17 protein-coding genes are annotated in these 15,720 nt (G+C 70.7%); 9 read left to right on the top strand and 8 right to left on the bottom strand.

Annotated features, from left to right (window positions below; translation table 11 throughout):
* The 3 genes from ACZ5U5_RS39565 to glgB form a co-directional block, all read left to right on the top strand.
* On the top strand, positions 1 to 561 hold a 561-nt coding region (locus ACZ5U5_RS39565), incomplete at its 5' end, for an alpha-glucosidase C-terminal domain-containing protein (RefSeq protein WP_469031462.1).
* 14 nt (positions 562 to 575) lie between these two features.
* Complete coding sequence (locus ACZ5U5_RS39570; RefSeq protein WP_469031464.1) at positions 576 to 1,922, top strand: maltokinase N-terminal cap-like domain-containing protein; 1,347 nt, start codon at positions 576 to 578, stop codon at positions 1,920 to 1,922.
* Positions 1,923 to 1,965: 43 nt separating this feature from the next.
* Entirely contained in the window at positions 1,966 to 4,248 is a 2,283-nt protein-coding gene (gene glgB, locus ACZ5U5_RS39575) for a 1,4-alpha-glucan branching protein GlgB (protein WP_469031466.1), read from the top strand.
* On the opposite strand, the gene ACZ5U5_RS39580 is transcribed toward glgB, so the two are convergent.
* The 4 genes from ACZ5U5_RS39580 to ACZ5U5_RS39595 all read right to left on the bottom strand — a co-directional run bounded on the left by ACZ5U5_RS39580 (position 4,214) and on the right by ACZ5U5_RS39595 (position 7,251).
* Positions 4,214 to 4,831 (bottom strand): hypothetical protein, encoded by a 618-nt coding sequence (locus ACZ5U5_RS39580; RefSeq protein WP_469031467.1) that lies wholly within the window; start codon positions 4,829 to 4,831, stop codon positions 4,214 to 4,216. The genes glgB and ACZ5U5_RS39580 overlap by 35 nt on opposite strands.
* Positions 4,832 to 4,885: 54 nt before the next feature.
* Positions 4,886 to 5,293: a RidA family protein gene (locus ACZ5U5_RS39585; protein WP_469031469.1), complete on the bottom strand. Its 408-nt coding sequence runs from the start codon at positions 5,291 to 5,293 to the stop codon at positions 4,886 to 4,888.
* A 173-nt stretch (positions 5,294 to 5,466) separates the two neighbouring features.
* Complete coding sequence (locus ACZ5U5_RS39590; protein WP_469031470.1) at positions 5,467 to 6,570, bottom strand: winged helix DNA-binding domain-containing protein; 1,104 nt, start codon at positions 6,568 to 6,570, stop codon at positions 5,467 to 5,469.
* 90 nt (positions 6,571 to 6,660) lie between these two features.
* Positions 6,661 to 7,251 carry a DinB family protein gene (locus ACZ5U5_RS39595; protein ID WP_469031472.1) on the bottom strand — a complete coding sequence of 197 codons (591 nt, stop codon included), beginning with the start codon at positions 7,249 to 7,251 and terminating at the stop codon, positions 6,661 to 6,663.
* A 102-nt stretch (positions 7,252 to 7,353) separates the two neighbouring features.
* On the opposite strand from ACZ5U5_RS39595, the gene ACZ5U5_RS39600 reads away from it, so the two are divergent.
* A complete protein-coding gene (locus ACZ5U5_RS39600) occupies positions 7,354 to 8,400 on the top strand; it encodes a helix-turn-helix transcriptional regulator (protein WP_469031474.1) in 1,047 nt (348 codons plus the stop codon).
* On the opposite strand, the gene ACZ5U5_RS39605 is transcribed toward ACZ5U5_RS39600, so the two are convergent.
* Together ACZ5U5_RS39605 and ACZ5U5_RS39610 are read right to left on the bottom strand one after the other, a co-directional pair.
* The gene (locus tag ACZ5U5_RS39605; protein WP_469031476.1) at positions 8,385 to 8,885 is read right to left on the bottom strand and encodes a DinB family protein; all 501 of its coding nucleotides are present in this window, start codon (positions 8,883 to 8,885) and stop codon (positions 8,385 to 8,387) included. The genes ACZ5U5_RS39600 and ACZ5U5_RS39605 overlap by 16 nt on opposite strands.
* Before the next feature lie 49 nt (positions 8,886 to 8,934).
* Positions 8,935 to 10,086 carry a hypothetical protein gene (locus ACZ5U5_RS39610; RefSeq protein ID WP_469031478.1) on the bottom strand — a complete coding sequence of 384 codons (1,152 nt, stop codon included), beginning with the start codon at positions 10,084 to 10,086 and terminating at the stop codon, positions 8,935 to 8,937.
* Positions 10,087 to 10,351: 265 nt separating this feature from the next.
* Between ACZ5U5_RS39610 and ACZ5U5_RS39615 the strand changes: the two genes are divergently transcribed.
* Positions 10,352 to 10,963, top strand: a complete 612-nt coding sequence (locus ACZ5U5_RS39615) for a dihydrofolate reductase family protein (protein WP_469031480.1) — start codon at positions 10,352 to 10,354, stop codon at positions 10,961 to 10,963.
* A 24-nt stretch (positions 10,964 to 10,987) separates the two neighbouring features.
* Here ACZ5U5_RS39615 and ACZ5U5_RS39620 read toward each other — a convergent pair whose 3' ends face one another.
* Positions 10,988 to 12,169: a hypothetical protein gene (locus tag ACZ5U5_RS39620; RefSeq protein WP_469031481.1), complete on the bottom strand. Its 1,182-nt coding sequence runs from the start codon at positions 12,167 to 12,169 to the stop codon at positions 10,988 to 10,990.
* Positions 12,170 to 12,274: 105 nt separating this feature from the next.
* On the opposite strand from ACZ5U5_RS39620, the gene ACZ5U5_RS39625 reads away from it, so the two are divergent.
* The 3 genes from ACZ5U5_RS39625 (at position 12,275) to ACZ5U5_RS39635 (ending at position 13,551) form a co-directional block, all read left to right on the top strand.
* Positions 12,275 to 12,649 carry a hemerythrin domain-containing protein gene (locus ACZ5U5_RS39625; RefSeq protein ID WP_469031483.1) on the top strand — a complete coding sequence of 125 codons (375 nt, stop codon included), beginning with the start codon at positions 12,275 to 12,277 and terminating at the stop codon, positions 12,647 to 12,649.
* 99 nt (positions 12,650 to 12,748) lie between these two features.
* Positions 12,749 to 12,913, top strand: coding sequence for a DUF5993 family protein (locus ACZ5U5_RS39630; RefSeq protein WP_469031485.1), 165 nt, complete (start codon positions 12,749 to 12,751; stop codon positions 12,911 to 12,913).
* Positions 12,913 to 13,551 (top strand): disulfide bond formation protein B, encoded by a 639-nt coding sequence (locus tag ACZ5U5_RS39635; protein ID WP_469031487.1) that lies wholly within the window; start codon positions 12,913 to 12,915, stop codon positions 13,549 to 13,551. Before ACZ5U5_RS39630 ends, ACZ5U5_RS39635 begins: the two co-directional genes overlap by 1 nt.
* 41 nt (positions 13,552 to 13,592) lie before the next feature.
* Here the strand turns inward: ACZ5U5_RS39635 and ACZ5U5_RS39640 are convergent, their stop codons facing one another.
* Positions 13,593 to 14,579: a GlxA family transcriptional regulator gene (locus ACZ5U5_RS39640; RefSeq protein ID WP_469031488.1), complete on the bottom strand. Its 987-nt coding sequence runs from the start codon at positions 14,577 to 14,579 to the stop codon at positions 13,593 to 13,595.
* A gap of 69 nt (positions 14,580 to 14,648) precedes the next feature.
* Between ACZ5U5_RS39640 and ACZ5U5_RS39645 the strand changes: the two genes are divergently transcribed.
* Positions 14,649 to 15,605: an NADP-dependent oxidoreductase gene (locus tag ACZ5U5_RS39645; RefSeq protein WP_469031490.1), complete on the top strand. Its 957-nt coding sequence runs from the start codon at positions 14,649 to 14,651 to the stop codon at positions 15,603 to 15,605.
* The last annotated feature ends 115 nt before the right edge of the window (positions 15,606 to 15,720 follow it).

The raw sequence follows: 15,720 nt of genomic DNA on the forward strand, positions 1-15,720 counted from the left end.
GGATCGCCGATCCTCTACTACGGCGACGAGATCGGCATGGGCGACAACATCTGGCTCGGCGACCGCGACGCCGTCCGCACCCCCATGCAATGGACACCCGACCGCAACGCGGGCTTCTCCTCCTGCGACCCGGGACGCCTCTACCTCCCCGCGATCATGGACCCCGTCTACGGCTACCAGGTCACCAACGTCGAAGCCTCCATGTCATCCCCCTCCTCCCTCCTGCACTGGACCCGCAGGATGATCGAGATCCGCAAACAGAACCCCGCCTTCGGACTCGGCTCGTACATCGAGCTCGCCTCCTCCAACGCCGCCGTCCTCGCCTTCCTGCGTGAATACAAGGACGACCTGGTCCTGTGCGTGCACAACTTCTCCCGCTTCGCGCAGCCCACCGAGCTCGACCTGCGGGCCTACGACGGCCGCAGCCCCGTCGAGCTCATGGGCGGCGTCCGCTTCCCCGCCATCGGCGAACTTCCCTATCTCCTGACCCTCGCCGGGCACGGCTCCTACTGGTTCCGACTCTGCGAAAGAGCGCCTAGGACCGTGCGTTCCACAAAGTGATCGGACGTGACGTCATGTCTTCGCCCCTGCTGCTGTCGTACGGCACCAAGCCTCACCCCCTCGCCGGCCCCACGCTGGCGACCCTGCTGAGTCGCTGGCTGCCACGGCAAAGATGGTTCGCCCACCGGGAGCGTGCCGTCACCGGCGTCTCCGTGACGGCCGCGACGGAGCTGACCCCCGACGTCTTTCACCTGCTGGTGCGGGTCGAACAGACCGGACTCCCGCAGGACACCGCCTGTTACCAACTGCTGCTCGGCGCCGTCACCGACCTGCCGCCGCGCCTCAAGGGCTGCCTCCTGGGCCGGATGGAAGGCTCCCGGGGACAGGATCTGTGGGTCTACGACGCGCTCTACGACCCGCGAGCCACGATCCTGCTCCTCGACCGCATCCGGCGCGGCGGCGTCATGGGGGACCTGCGCTTCGAGTCGTTCCCCCGCTCGGCGGTCCCGGCGGGTCTCATGCCGCGCGTCCTGGACGTCGAGCAGTCGAACACGTCCATCGTGTACGGCGACGAGATCATCCTGAAGCTGTTCCGTCGCATCCAGCCCGGCATCAACCCCGACCTGGAGATTCCAGGGGTGCTCGCCCGGCACGGATACACCCGGGTTCCGGAGCCCGTCGCCTGGTTCCACACCTCCCAGCCCTTCTGGGGCACCTTGGGCGTCGTGCAGCGCTTCCTGCCCGGCGCGACGGACGGCTGGACCCTGGCCATGCAATCGGCCGTCGCCCACTGCGACTTCTCCGACCAGGCCCACGAACTGGGCTGTCTGACAGGCGAGTTGCACGTGGCGCTCGCCGAGTCGTTCCCGGTGGCCGAGCCCACCGCGGACCACCACACGCGTCTTGCCGACCAGATGACCCACCGGCTTCTGCAGGCGGCGGCCAGTGTGCCGGCCCTGCGCTCGCACGTGTCGGGCCTGCGGGAGATCTTCATCAAACTCGCCGCTACGGACGGTGGTCTGCACCTGCAGCGCATCCACGGCGACCTCCATCTGGGGCAGGTGCTGCAGGCCGACGGGCGGTGGCATGTCGTCGACTTCGAGGGCGAGCCCGCCAAGCCCCTGGCAGAGCGGCGCGCCGATCGCTCCCCCATCCACGACATCGCCGGCATGCTGCGCTCCTTCGACTACGCCGCCCACGTCGAGAAGGCGGCCCGCCCGGAGTGGGCCGCGCGCTGTCGCACCGCGTTCTGCGACGGATACGGCGCGACGGGCCTCTTCGATCCGCAGGACATCCCGGTGCTGCTGCACGCGCACGAGGCGGACCGGGCCGTCTACGAGGTTCTCTACGAGGCGACGCACCGCCCCGACTGGATCACCGTCCCCCTCCGGGCCGTCGCCCGGCTCGCCCGTCACCACTGATCGCCCGCCACGGTTCGTCCGTCGGGTTCGAGGAGCAGTACATATGGCCGTCACCGAGGTGTCCCCAGCCGCAACCGCCGCCGCAGCCGTCCGCGGAGCATGCGCGCTGCCCCCACTGGCCGCCGACGACCGGGCCCGGCTGCTGCGCGGCGCGCATCACGACCCGCACGCGGTCCTGGGTGCGCATCCCGTCCCCCACGGCGTACACCTGCGCTGCCTGCGCCCCGGCGCGCAGGCGGTATGTGCGGTCCTTGACGGCGTGGTCTGGGAGTTGCACGACGAAGGGGACGGCCTGTTCTCGGGCGGCATCCCGGTGCAGCCGGCCGCCCCCTACAAGCTGCGGGTGCGCTACCCAGAGGCCGTCCTGGAGGCGGAGGACCCCTACGGATTCCTCCCCACCCTGGGCGAGCTGGACCTGCATCTCATCTCCGAGGGCCGCCACGAGGAGCTCTGGACGGCGCTCGGCGCACACATGGGTGAGTTCCAGGGAGTCCAAGGCACACGCTTCGCCGTCTGGGCCCCGAACGCGAGCGGGGTGCGCGTCTGCGGCGACTTCAATCACTGGGACGGCACCTCTCTGCCCATGCGGTCCCTCGGGTCATCGGGCATCTGGGAACTCTTCGTGCCCGGCCTGGGTGAAGGGGCGATGTACAAATTCGAGATCACCCGGGCCGACGGCTCCCGGACACAGCGCGCCGACCCGATGGCGCGCCACACACAGACACCTCCGGCGACGGCCTCCGTGGTGACAAGCAGCCACCACGTGTGGGGCGACGCCCACTGGATGAAGCACCGGGCCGACCGCCCGGTCCACGCGGCTCCCATGTCCGTGTACGAGGTCCACCTCGGCTCGTGGAGCCCTGGCGCCACCTACCGCGAGCTGGCGGTGGAACTCACCGACTACGTACGGATGTTGGGCTTCACCCACGTCGAGCTGATGCCCGTGGCCGAGCACCCCTTCGGCGGCTCGTGGGGCTATCAGGTCACCGGCTTCTACGCCCCCACGGCACGCCTCGGCACGCCCGACGACTTCAAGTACCTCGTCGACACGTTGCACCAGGCGGGGATCGGCGTCCTCCTGGACTGGGTCCCCGGCCACTTCCCCCGCGACGAGTGGGCGCTGGCCGCGTTCGACGGCCAGCCCTTGTACGAGCCGCAGGATCCTCGGCAGGCCGAGCACCCCGACTGGGGCACCCTCGTCTTCGACTACGGCCGCAAGGAGGTGCGCAACTTCCTTGTCGCCAACGCCACTTACTGGTGTCAGGAGTTCCACATCGACGGCCTGCGCGTCGACGCCGTCGCCTCCATGCTGTACCTGGACTACTCGCGCGAGGAGGGTGGCTGGTCACCCAACGCCCACGGCGGACGCGAGAACCTGGACGCGGTGGCCTTCCTCCAGGAGATGAACGCCACCGTCTACCGCCGCTGTCCGGGCGTCGTCACCATCGCCGAGGAGTCCACCGCGTGGGACGGGGTCACGCGGTCCACGGACCATCCCTCGGCGGCCGGTCTGGGGGGCCTGGGCTTCGGGCTCAAGTGGAACATGGGCTGGTCCCATGACTCCCTGGCCTACATCGCCCATGAACCCGTGCACCGCAAGTACCACCACGACGAGATGACGTTCTCGATGGTGTACGCCTACAGCGAGAACTACGTCCTGCCGCTCTCGCACGACGAGGTCGTGCACGGCAAGCAGGCGCTGGTGTCGAAGATGCCCGGCGACTGGTGGCAGCAGCGCGCCAACCACCGCGCCTACCTGGCCTACATGTGGGCGCACCCGGGCAAGCAACTCCTGTTCATGGGGCAGGAGTTCGCCCAGGGCGCCGAGTGGTCGGAGGCCGAGGGTCCCCAGTGGTGGGTGCTGGAGGAGAACAACCCCGCCCACCTGGAACACCGCGCGATCCAGCATCTCGTGGCCGACCTGAACCACCACTACGTCACGGCACCGTCCCTGTGGGAACAGGACACCTCCCCGTCCGGCTTCAGCTGGATCACCACCGACGCCGCCGAGGACAATGTCTTCGCCTTCCTGCGCCACGCCTCCGACGGCAGCCCGCTGCTGGCCGTCTTCAACTTCTCGCCGGTGGTGCGCCACGACTACCGGCTCGGCGTACCCCCCGAGGCGGGCGAGGCGTGGGAGGAGATGCTCAACACCGACGCGTCACGCTACGGCGGCAGCGGAATCGAGAACGCCCCGCTTCCGCGGGAACCCCTCGCGGGCCATGGCTACGCCGCGTCCATCAGCCTGACGCTCCCACCCCTGACGGCCCTCTGGCTGCGGCCGGTCGCGGCTACCCCTGCGGGTCCTCGCTCAGGAACTCCGTGACCAGCTCGGGCGGGTTCGCGGCACGGGTCAGGGCGAACATCGCGTCGCGGTCGAACATGTCGTAGAGGATCACGGGCACGGGCCTCCCGAGGACGCCGACGATCCGTCCATCGGCGTGGAGGCCGCGCGCGAGGTCGACGCAGAGCTCGTGGAACTGTTCGGCGAGCGCCTCGCCGCGCTCGTCCTCCTCCTGCTCGGAGAGGCCGTCCTCGCCTTCGTCGTCATCTTCGTCCTCGCCCTCGTACCAGAGGTCCTGGGCCACCGCCTCAGCCCGGTGCAGCTCGACGCCGACCGGATCGTGTGCGGGATCGTGGCCGATGACGCGGATGCCGTCCAGCCCCGAGGGCGCGAAATAGGCGTAGTGCCAGCGGCTCTCCCACGGCTCCGTCCCGCCCCCCTGGGCGAACTCCCGGGCCACGTCGGCCTCGGTGTTGTAGCCGATCGCCAGGTACGGGAACCTCGGGTCCTGGTCAACGCTGTCGATCCGGAACGTGACCGCGTAGATCTCGGCGGTCAACTCCTGCGGAAACTCCGCAAGGGCGCGCGCCGCCATCTCCGTCATGTGCTGCCGGAACGTCGTCAACAGCTTTTCCCTTCACTGGGAACTCCCGGCAATCACCCTAGTTCAGCCGACGGTTCAGTCGATGACCGCGGTGGCCTCGACCTCCACCAGGTGGTCGGGGACGTCCAGGGCCGCCACGCCGATCAACGTGCCCGGCGGCACCGGCGTGACCCCCAACTTCGCGGCGGCCCTTGCCGCCCCCTCCAGGAAGAGGGGCATCTTGTCGGGGGTCCAGTCGACGACGTACACCGTCAGCTTGGCCACGTCGTCGAAGGAGGCGCCGACTCCGGCGAGGGCGGTGGCGACGTTCAGGTAGCACTGCTCGACCTGGGCGGCGAGGTCGCCTTCGCCGACCGTGACGCCCTCGGCGTTCCAGGCGACCTGACCGGCGAGGAACACCAGCTTCGACCCCGTCGCGACCGACACCTGCCGGTAGGCGTCGATCTTCGGCAACCCGTCGGGATTCACCAGAGTGATGGCCATGATGTGCTCGCTCCTCGTCCTTGGAACCTGGGGAACTGATGCCACCGGGGCAACTCGTCCTCGCACTCCGGTGGTTACTTGAGAAACCTAGGAGAGTGAGGGCTGACGTGGAAGAACGCACTTTCCGGTGACTGAGGAACCCTTTGGTGACCGAGGAGTTCGCGTCACCTCCTCTACTGCGGCGGGCCTGACGTCATGATGCGTACGCGGTCGCTCGCGTTGTCGGAGAGGAACGCCGCCAGCGCCTGGCCCTCCCCGGTGACCGCGGTGCGCTCCGCGCGGGAGAAGCGGTTCAGCGGGGCGACCGTCACGGTGTCCTCCTCCACGGTCCAGGTGGCGGCCACCCGGCCGTCCACCAGGACGACGCGGGCTCCGGCCACGGAAAGGCCCCGGTGGGCGTCGTCGATGATGCGGGTGCGGTCCTGGTAGCCGAGGATCGCGTTGTCGAAGGCGGGCAGGAACCGCACCGGGGCAGGTGTTTCGGGGTCCGGGCGCGGCGCTTCGGGCAGGTCGAGCAGCTCCCGGCCCCGCTCGTCCCTGAAGGTGATCAACTCCTCGCGCAGCGCGGCCACGGCTGCCGGCAATCCGGTGAGACCGCACCAGGCGCGCAGGTCGGCCGATGCGGCGGGTCCGTAGGCCGCCAGGTAGCGGCGCAGCAGCGCCTGGCCCGCAGGGTCGGAGCCGTCCAGGGACAGCGGGGCGACCTCGCGCTGCAGCCAGGCCGACAGCGGGACGGTGCGCACCCCCGCCTTCGTCCGCCACAAACCCCGCGGCGGCAACTGCACCATGGGTACGACGGCCATCAGCATCTCCCCCAGCGCCCGCGGCCCCGGCTCCGGCCAGCGCTCGGCGAGGGCACGCGCGAGCTGGGTCATGGAGCGCGGCTCACCGTCGGCCATGACCGACCGGCCCGCTGCCGCGAGCTCGTCGAGGTCCACCGCTTCGAGCTCGCCGCGGTAGACGCCGAGCACCCGTTGGCGCAGCATCGTGTCGTGGCGGGCGCGCCAGGCCAGGGCGTCGTCGGCGGTGACGAGGTGGACCGTGCGGCGCATGAGGTGGGTGCGCACCACGCGCCGCCGTACGAGGAGGTCGGAGAGCTCCGCCGGGTCGAACGCCCGCAGCCGCGACCAGAGGCCGAAGAACGGCTCCTGCGGCTCCTGCGCCTGCAGGCCGCCGAGGTGCGCGACCGCGTCGAGGGCCGGTGCCTCGGCCCGCTCGAGCAGCAGCTGCCGTGCGAGCGTCGCGCGGTTGAGCGCCCGGGTGTCAAGAACGGTCATCGGAGGCCTCCTGCGGAGGGGTCTTGACGGTCACGCCGTTTCCTTCGGTCGGTTTCATCCTGGGTCGCGGTGCGGTGCGTCGCACGTTGCTCAGCTTGCCGTCCGGCCGTCGAGCGCCTCGCGGAGGATGTCCGCGTGGCCCGCGTGCTGGGCGGTCTCGGCGATGACGTGCAGCAGCACGCCCCGCACGCTGCGCACGGCTCCCGGCTCGTGCCAGGGGGCTTCCGGCAGCGGGTGCGTCACCGAGAGGTCGGGTACGGAGGCGACGATCTCCTCGCTGCGGGCGGCGACTTCCTCGTAACGCGCGACGATCCCGGCCAGCGTCTCGCCGGGCAGCATCCGGAAGTCGTTCTGGTGGTCGATCGCCCACTGCGGGAATTCGCGGGCGGTACCGGCCGCGAGGTCTTCCCAGGTGACACCGTCGGGCAGGTCGTAGCGCAGCGCCGACGGGCCGTCGAGGACGAAGCGCAGCCAACCCTCCTCGATGGACGCGACGTGCTTGATGAGCCCGCCGAGGCACAGCGCGCTGACGGTCGGCTGCCGGCTCGCCTGCTCGTCGCTGAGCTCACGCACCGTGCTGATCAGGGCCGATCGCGCGCCGGCGAGTCCGGCAAGCAGGTCGGCGCGCTCGGCGTCGAGAGTCGAGGTCGGGGTGATGGGGGTGCTGGGCGTGGTGGTCACGGTGGTCGCGCCTTCCGGTCGGTCGTGCTCGTTGTCTGGCAAGCACGACTTTCGCAAGAGAAGCGGTCAGGTTGTGGCCGCTTCTCGGGGCACCATGGACACATGCCGAAAACCTCAGGGCGGCTGCTCTCTCTGCTCTCCCTGCTCCAGGCGCGGCGGGACTGGCCGGGGGCGCTGCTCGCGGAGCGGCTGAGCATCAGCCCGCGCACCGTACGCCGTGATGTCGACCGCCTGCGCGAGCTCGGCTACCCCGTCGTGGCCCTCAAGGGACCCGACGGGGGTTACCGCCTTGACGCGGGCGCGGAGTTGCCGCCGCTGCTGTTCGACGACGAGCAGGCCGTGGCCCTCGCCGTGGCCCTCCAGATCGCCACCACCTCCGGCGCCGGCATCGAGGAGGCCGCGGCGCGTGCGCTGACCACGGTCCGCCAGGTCATGCCCGCCCGGCTGCGCCGCCGCATCGACGCCCTCCGGGTGACCGCCGTCAAACGGCCGTCCGTCCCGCCGAACCCGCAGGTGGCCGGCCAGGTGCTCATGGCGCTCAGCGCCGCCGTGCACGCCAGCGAAGTGCTGCGTTTCGACTACGCCCCCGTGTCCCCGCCCGGAGCCAGCGGCGCCGACCGCATCGGGCCCCCTCCTCGCCGGGTGGAGCCCCACCACCTCGTCACCTGGGGCTCGCGCTGGTATCTCGTCGCCTGGGACCTCGACCGCGAGGACTGGCGCACCTTTCGCGCCGACCGGATCACCCCGCGCACTCCCACGGGCCCCCGCTTCACGCCACGCGAGGTCCCCGGCGGCGAGGTGGCCGCCTTCGTCGCCGGCAAGTTCCAGGGCTTCGACGGCTCGGGCGACTGGCCCTGCCGCGGCGAGGTGATCCTGGACCTGCCCGCGGCCGAGGTGTCCCGCTACAGCCGCGAGGGGGTCGTCGAGGAACTCGGCCCCGACCGCTGCCGACTCGTCCTCGGCTCGTGGTCATGGGCCGGTCTGGCCGCCGACATCGGCAGGTTCGACGCCGACATCGAGGTCGTCGGCCCGAGTGAACTCAAGGCCGCCTTCGCCCACTTGGCGCATCGCTACGCCAAAGCGGCCACTTCTGCGCCCAGTTGCGAAGGTCGCCCCGCCTCCGGCGATCAGGGTCAGCCGACAGGGTGATCGCCGGTGGCGCCGTCGATGAGTTCGCGCACGATGTCCATGTGGCCCGCGTGCCGGGCCGTCTCCTCGATCATGTGGATGAGCACCCAGCGCAACGAGGGGTTCGCACCGAAGGGCGTCGTGCCCAGGTCCTCGATGCCGACCTCGGCGATCACCTCGTCGGCGGCGGCCCGCGCCCGGGCGTAGTAAGCCACGATGTCGGCGGTGGTCTCGTGCGGCTCCACCCGCAGATCCGCGCCTTCGTCCTGGGGATCGAAGGGGAAGGGCTCCATCGCGCGACCGAACGTCCCGCAGAACCATCCGTACTCGACGACGGCGAGATGCTTGACCAGGCCGAGCAGATGCGTGCCCGACGGCGTCATGGGCCGCCGCAACTCCGCGTCGTCGAGGCCATCCAGCTTCCACACCACCGCGTCACGGTGCCGGTCGAGGCCGGCGAGCAGGCTCTCCTTCTCGCCGCCCGCATACGTCACATGCGTCGCCATGCGGGAACCCTAACGGTCCTGCCGACGCGAGGATCGACGTCGCCGCTGCCTACTTGTTCGGGTCCCGGAAGCGGCCGAACGCCTTTGTCAGGGCGCTCAGCGGTGAGCCGTCCGCCTTGACGTGACCCGGAGCGGAAGGCCGGGGCGCGCCGTCGCCGCCGGTCAACTCGGCCAGCGCGGCCTGCGCCGCCTCGGCTGCCTGCTGGTACAGGTCGCGGGAGGTCGTCATGGCCTCGAGGGCCTCGGCGTAACGGGTGACCATGCCCTGGGCGTGGGTCAGCTCCTCGTCCGGGGTGAGCAGGTGCCAGCCTTGGCGCAGCCGGGTCAGGGCATGCTCGGCCTCGGCGCTAAGCGGTCGCGGCAGCGCGGCGAACTCCTTGATCCTGTCGAGGAGTCCGGTCGGTTCCGAGCCGTCCAGGAACACCGAGCGCACCGTGAAGCGCTCCGCGTCGTAGTCCGGGGTGGGCGGCACCGTGGGCAGCACGACGGCTCCGCCGCGCGGCATCCGCACGCTCAGCTCCCGCTTCATCGCGAAGTCGGCGATCTGCGCCTGCTCCGGTGTACCCCGGTGCTCGACCACTTGGTGCCGCAGGCTCGGCGGCAGGAACACGGAGAGTGGCCGCTCCCCGATGGCGTCCGGCGTCATCGCCTCATGCACCACGAGATGGATGAACCAGCTCTGCCGGGTGCAGTCACGCAGCCGGTGGCGCAGCTCGTCGTCGTCCTTCGGCAGGTGGTTCGCCGTCCGCAGGCGTACGCCAGGCACCGTGTCGTGGTCCCAGGCGACCCGGTCGCTGTCCGGCCAGAACATGAGGGCGGGCGACGGCCAGTGCATGTCCCACACCCCCTCCGCCTCGGCCGCGAGGACCCAGGTGACGCCCTCGCCTTCCTTGCGGCGGCTCTCGGGGTCGTACAGGGTCAGCTGCGCGCGCACCGTGACATCGTCGGCCACCCGCCAGCGGGCCTCGAAGAGGCGGCGGGCCGAGGGGCCGGGGTCGGCGGACTCGTCCCGCGGGTGCAGGACGGTGGAGCGGGCCGCGTCGACGGGGTCGAGGTCCAGGAAGTCGTCGAGCACCCCGGCCGCCTTGAGGGCGATCAGGTTGCGCCGCACGTCCTGCTCGGGCTCGGGCCCGAGGTGGCGCCCGCGCGCCAGCCACGCGGTGTCGGGGACGGTGGTCGAGGAGCTGCTTTTCTTGGCCATAAAGTCGTTCTGTGAGTGATCGGGGCCCGACCAGTATGGCCCTTGAAGCTCAGGAGGGAAGCGGGGCCCCGCTTGCGGGCGCGCCACGCCGGACGGACCGTGCGTAAGGCATCAAGCCGCTCCGATCCCGCCATCGCAGGTCAAACGGGGGCGTGAACTCCGCGAACATCAGATCGGTGTCATCCGGACCGATGAGTCCTCGTGCGGCACGCTGTCTGAAGAGTGAGAGGGACGGCCGGTCCCCCCGTCACGAAAGTGGTGCGCGATGAGGTTGGTACTGCAGGAGTTCCTGTCGCTCGACGGCGTCTACCAGGGTCCGGGGGCGCCGGACGAGGACACCAGTGACGGGTTCACCCGGGGCGGCTGGTTCGTGCCGCATCTCGACGAGGAGTTCGAACGCCTTGCGGGTACGTGGCTCGGTCAGGCCGACGCGTTCCTGTTCGGCCGCCGTACGTATCTGAACTTCGCGCGGGACTGGCCGAAGATGACCGAGCATCCGGCGGCCGCCATCTTGAACGGGCTGCCGAAGTACGTGGCCTCCCACAGCCTGACCACGGCCGAGTGGGACCCGACCACGATCCTGTCCGGCGACATCCCCGCTCAGGTCGCCGAGTTGAAGCGGCAGCCCGGCCGCGAGCTGCAGATCCACGGCAGCGGTCGGCTCGGCCAGTCCCTGCTGGCCGCCGGTCTGGTCGACGAACTGCGTCTGGCCGTCGCGCCCGTGGTCGTGGGCACCGGCCGCCGCCTGCTGCCGGACGGGGGCGCACCCCTGGGTCTGCGGCTCCTGAGCAACGAGACGACGCCGGGTGGTCTGGCGATTCAGATCTACGAAGCCACGGGACGACCGGAGTACGGGACGTACGGGGCCGACGCGTAGCCCTGCCGACGCCGCTCGCTCGGGTCAGCCGGCTCGCTTGAGGCGTACGACGACGGGGGCGCCGAAAGGGTCGCCCGACTGGTTGACCTGAATGTGCCCGGCGCCCAGCCACTCGTCGGTGCCCGGCACCCGGTGGATCTCCTCCAGCCACAGCGACTGGTTGGACTCCTTGCGGGCTCCCGTCGACAGCGGGAGGCGGTGGCGCTTGATCTTCACGCACCGGCCGTCGTCGGTCATGTACCAGTTGCCGTCGAGGAACAGGCCCTTCTCGTCCTGACCCACCGGGGTCCGCAGCTCGCATCCGCCGGGCGCGGCCTTCTGCTCGGCCCACTTCGAGTTCGATCCGTCCCAGCGCAGCCGGATGAACTGCTCCGCGGGTTCGTTCTCGACCTCGCCGTGGTTGAAGGAGTTGACGCCGTACGCGCGCACCTCACCGCCGTCGAGCGCGAAGACCTGGTTGAGGCCGGCGCCGGGCTCCGGCGGGATCGGCTCCTCGAAGCGGAACTCCGGGGTCTCCACCGCATTCCAGGAGGTGCCGTCCCAGTGCATCGAGGCGGGCTGGCTGTACTCCTCGCCGGCGTTCTCCATCTGGGTGCCGGGCCCGGTCGAGCGGCTGCCGACCGCCCAGACGTCGTCCGGGCCCACCACGGCGAGGTCGGACGCTTCGTACGGCAGCCGGGTCGCGACCCAGCGGGTGCCGTCCCAGTGCTGGGCGGTCCGCTCGCCGCCGAGGGCCCAGATGTCGTCCGGGCCCGAGGCCTCGAGCTCCCCAGGGTTGCCCGGCGGGGGGCTGGGCATCGCGGACCAGCGACTGCCGTCCCACTTCGCCCAGCGGCTCACGGCCGAGGCATCCTCCGAGGTCTGCGGCCGCAACCACAACTCGTCGCCTCCGACCTCTTCGAGCGACGGCGGGTAGACGCTGTCACCGAGAGCTTCGGGAAGGGGTTCGCGCTTCCACTTCGAACCGTCGTAGTGCAACAGGTGGGCGTTGGCCTGCCCGTTGTTCTCGCTCCCCACGGCCCAGATGTCGTCCTCGTCCAGGACAGCGACATCGGAGAGCTCGCCACTGAAGTCGGCGATGTGCTCGAACTCCCAGGTGAGGGAACCCTTGGGCGGGTCCCCCTCCCCGGCGGAGCCGGACCCCCGAGACGCACCGGGCTCGGCCTCGGCCCCACACCCCGCGGCCCCGAACACAACGGCCAGCACGCAACCGACCGCCACTCCCCTACCCCTGATACCCCTGACCCCCACCACGCCGCGAATGATCGCTCCCCCTAGTCCCACTTCAGCGAGCGGGCAGCTTACCTGCGCGTGGCGTCCCTGGGTCAGGGCGGGGTCTCGCCTAGAAACAGCCGGGCGCGCACACTCGTGGATCTCATGGCCCGCGAACTGGAGACGCACTGGCGGGGTGAGGAGAACGGTCTGTTCGCGGTGATGCGCAAGGACCCCGAGTACGCGGACTACATCGCGAACCTGGAGCTGGAACACCGCGGGCTGGCCGCTCTGTTGCCCGCTCTCGACCTGTCGGATGCCGCCGACGTACGCACCCTCGTCGAAGCCGTCGACGACTTGCACCGGCACATCGCCAAGGAGGAGGACGGTCTGTTCCCGGCCTCGCTCACCGCGCTCGACGGCGAGGAGTGGAACCTCTCCATGGCGGCCTGGCGTGCGGCGCACCCCGCATGAGCGTCGCGGGAGGCGGGTTGATCCCTTCCCGTGGACCCGGTGGCGCGTCCCCACCACCCTGCGGGCGTCCGGCCACCACCCCGGCTACCTTCCGCGGCCATGGACACCCTCATCTTCGGCGGCCTGCTGGCCACCCTGTACGCGCTTCACCGGGAGCGGTCGCGGGCCATGACGCTCGTCGGCTGGTGGATCGTGCTCGTGCTCACGATCGTTCTCCTCGCTCACCACATCACCAGCGGCCTTGGCCTTGGGCTGAGCTACTGATGAGCACACTGACGACCCCGCTGCCGGGCACCGAGCGCTACCAGGTGTTCGGCAGGGCCCAGTACTGGTTCGCCTGCTTCTTCGCCGTCGGCTGGACCGGCGTGGTCTGCGGCGGGCTCGGCGTCCAGTTCATCTCCTGGGACTACCCCTGCCCGCTGTGCATGGTGCAGCGCATGTTCATGCTGCTCGCCACGCTGGGAGCGGCGTACATCGTGCGCCGGGGCATGACCGGCACGATCACGGGCCGCGACTACATGACGGGCTGGGGCCTGGCTCTGGTCGCCGTGATGTGCGGCGCCTTCACGTCCTGGCGGCAGACGATGCTGCACATCCTGCCGGGCGACAAGGGCTACGGCTCTCCCGTCCTCGGGCTGCACATGTACGTGTGGGCCTGGATCCTCTTCATGGCCTCGGTGGTGGCGATCGGCGTCGTGATGGCCTTCGCCCACTCCACGGCCGCCACCACGGTGCCCGTCTCAAAGGTCCACAGGATGGCGGGCCGGGTCGTGCTCGGCTTCCTCGCCCTGGTGATCGCGGTGAACCTGGTCGCGGTCTTCCTGTTGGAGGGCTTCCACTGGTTCCTGCCGGACGACCCTGACCGCTACCGCTTCTTCTACGACGTGGGGCTCAAGAACTGAGGCAAGTGAGGGGGTCTGCTCGTCCTGCCTGCGGGGCCGGCCTATGCACCGCCGGTGACGGCTCCCGCCTGGAACGTCTTGCGGTACACCTGCGGCGACACTCCGATCGCCGCGTGCAGGTGCTGTCGCAACGACGTGCCGGTGGCGAAGCCCACCTCCGCCGCGATCCGGTCGACCGGCAGGTCGCTGGACTCCAGCAGATGCCGGGCCCGGTGCACCCGCTGCTGGATCAGCCACCGGCCGGGGCTCGTGCCCGTCTCCTCCTGGAAGCGGCGGGCGAAGGTGCGCGGACTCAGCCGGGCGTGCGCGGCCAGCTCCCGCAGGGCGAGCGGCCGGTCGAGGTGCTCCAGGGCCCAGGCGCGGGTGGCGGCGGTGCCGGTGACGCCCTCGTCCGGGATCGGCTGCTCGATGTACTGCGCCTGGCCGCCCTCCCGCCACGGGGGTACGACACAGTGCCGGGCGACCCGGTTGGCGACCGCGCTGCCGTGATCGGAGCGCACCACGTGCAGGCACACATCGACCCCGGATGCGGCCCCCGCCGAGGTGAGCACGTCGCCGTCGTCGACGAACAGCACGTCGGGGTTCAGGTCGACGCCGGGGAACATCTTCCGGAAATGGTCCGCGAGCGCCCAGTGCGTGGTCGCGGGCCGCCCGTCGAGGAGCCCGGCCGCGGCGAGCGTGAACGCCCCCGTGCAGATGGAGACGAACCGCGTGCCCGGCCTGATCCGGGAGAGTGCGTGCCGCACCGGCTCCGGCAGCTCGGCGGTGACGCGCCGCAGGTCGTACGGCGGCAGCACCACCGTGCCCGCGCTCGCCAGCGTCTCGGGGCCATGCCCGACGGTGATGCTGAAATCGGCGTCGGTGGCCACCGTGCGGTCGTCCGTCGCCGCGCAGGTCACCACTTCGTATGCCCCGGGGACCATCGGGAAGACCCTGTTCGGGATGCCCAGCTCGAAGGGGTAGACGCCGTCGAGGGCGAGCACGACCACGCGGTGCGGTCGACGGGGGAGGAAGTCCATCGAAGCCATGGCACGATTCTATCGCTTCATGGCAATCTTGCCATTGCCCAGGTCAGGCCCTTGCCGCACGCTGGAGTCATGACCAACGACACCGTGACCATGAAGGCCATCAGCCAGGACGTCCTGGGCGAGCCCGACGTACTCAAGGAGATCGAGGTCGCTCGCCCCCAACCCGGGGTCGGCCAGATCCTCGTCGCCGTGCACGCGGCGGGCGTGAACCCCACCGACTGGAAGCACCGCAGGTTCGGCGCGTTCCTGGGACAGCCGCCGTTCACGCTCGGCTGGGACGTGTCGGGCGTCGTCGAGGCGGTCGGCATCGGCGTCTCACTGTTCGAGCCGGGCGACGAGGTGTTCGGCATGCTCCCGTACCCGTACGGGGCCGGCTCGCACGCCGAGTACGTGACCGGCCCCACCCGCGCCTTCGTGCCGAGGCCCGCGGGGTTGAGCCACGTCGAGGCGGGCGCCCTGCCGCTGGTCTCGCTGACCGCCTGGCAGGCCCTGGTCGACAACGCACAAGTAGAGCCGGGCCAGCGGGTGTTGGTGCACGCGGCGGCCGGCGGCGTGGGTCATGCGGCGGTGCAGATCGCCAAGGCGCGCGGCGCCCACGTCATCGGCACGGCCTCGGCGGCCAAGCACGACTTCGTGCGCGGCCTGGGCGCGGACGAGGTCATCGACTACCGCACCGCCGACTTCGTCAAGGAAGCCCGCGACATCGACGTCGTCCTCGATCCGCTGGGCGGCGAGGACCGGCTGCGCTCCCTGGAGGTGCTGCGGCCGGGCGGCATCCTGGTGTCGATCCTGCCCGGCAACTTCGGTGAAGTGGCCGAGCGTGCGGCGGAGTTGGGCGTACGCGCCACGGACATGCTCGTGGAGCACGACCAGGCGGGCATGACGGCCGTCGCCGCGCTCGCCGAGTCCGGGCAGCTGCGGGTCCACGTGTCGCAGACGTACCCGCTCTCCGAGGCCGCCAAGGCGCACGCTGAGGGTGAGACGGGCCGCGTCACGGGGAAGCTGGTGCTCACCGTCCGCCCGTAGGCGCACTTGATCGGCACGGCACGAAGGCGGGGGGGGGGGGGGAAGAGGGGGGGGGGACCACCCCCCCCCCCCCCCCCCCCCCCCCCCCCCCCCCCCCCCCCCCACCCCCCGGGGT

Source organism: Streptomyces sp. NPDC033177, from assembly GCF_055577715.1.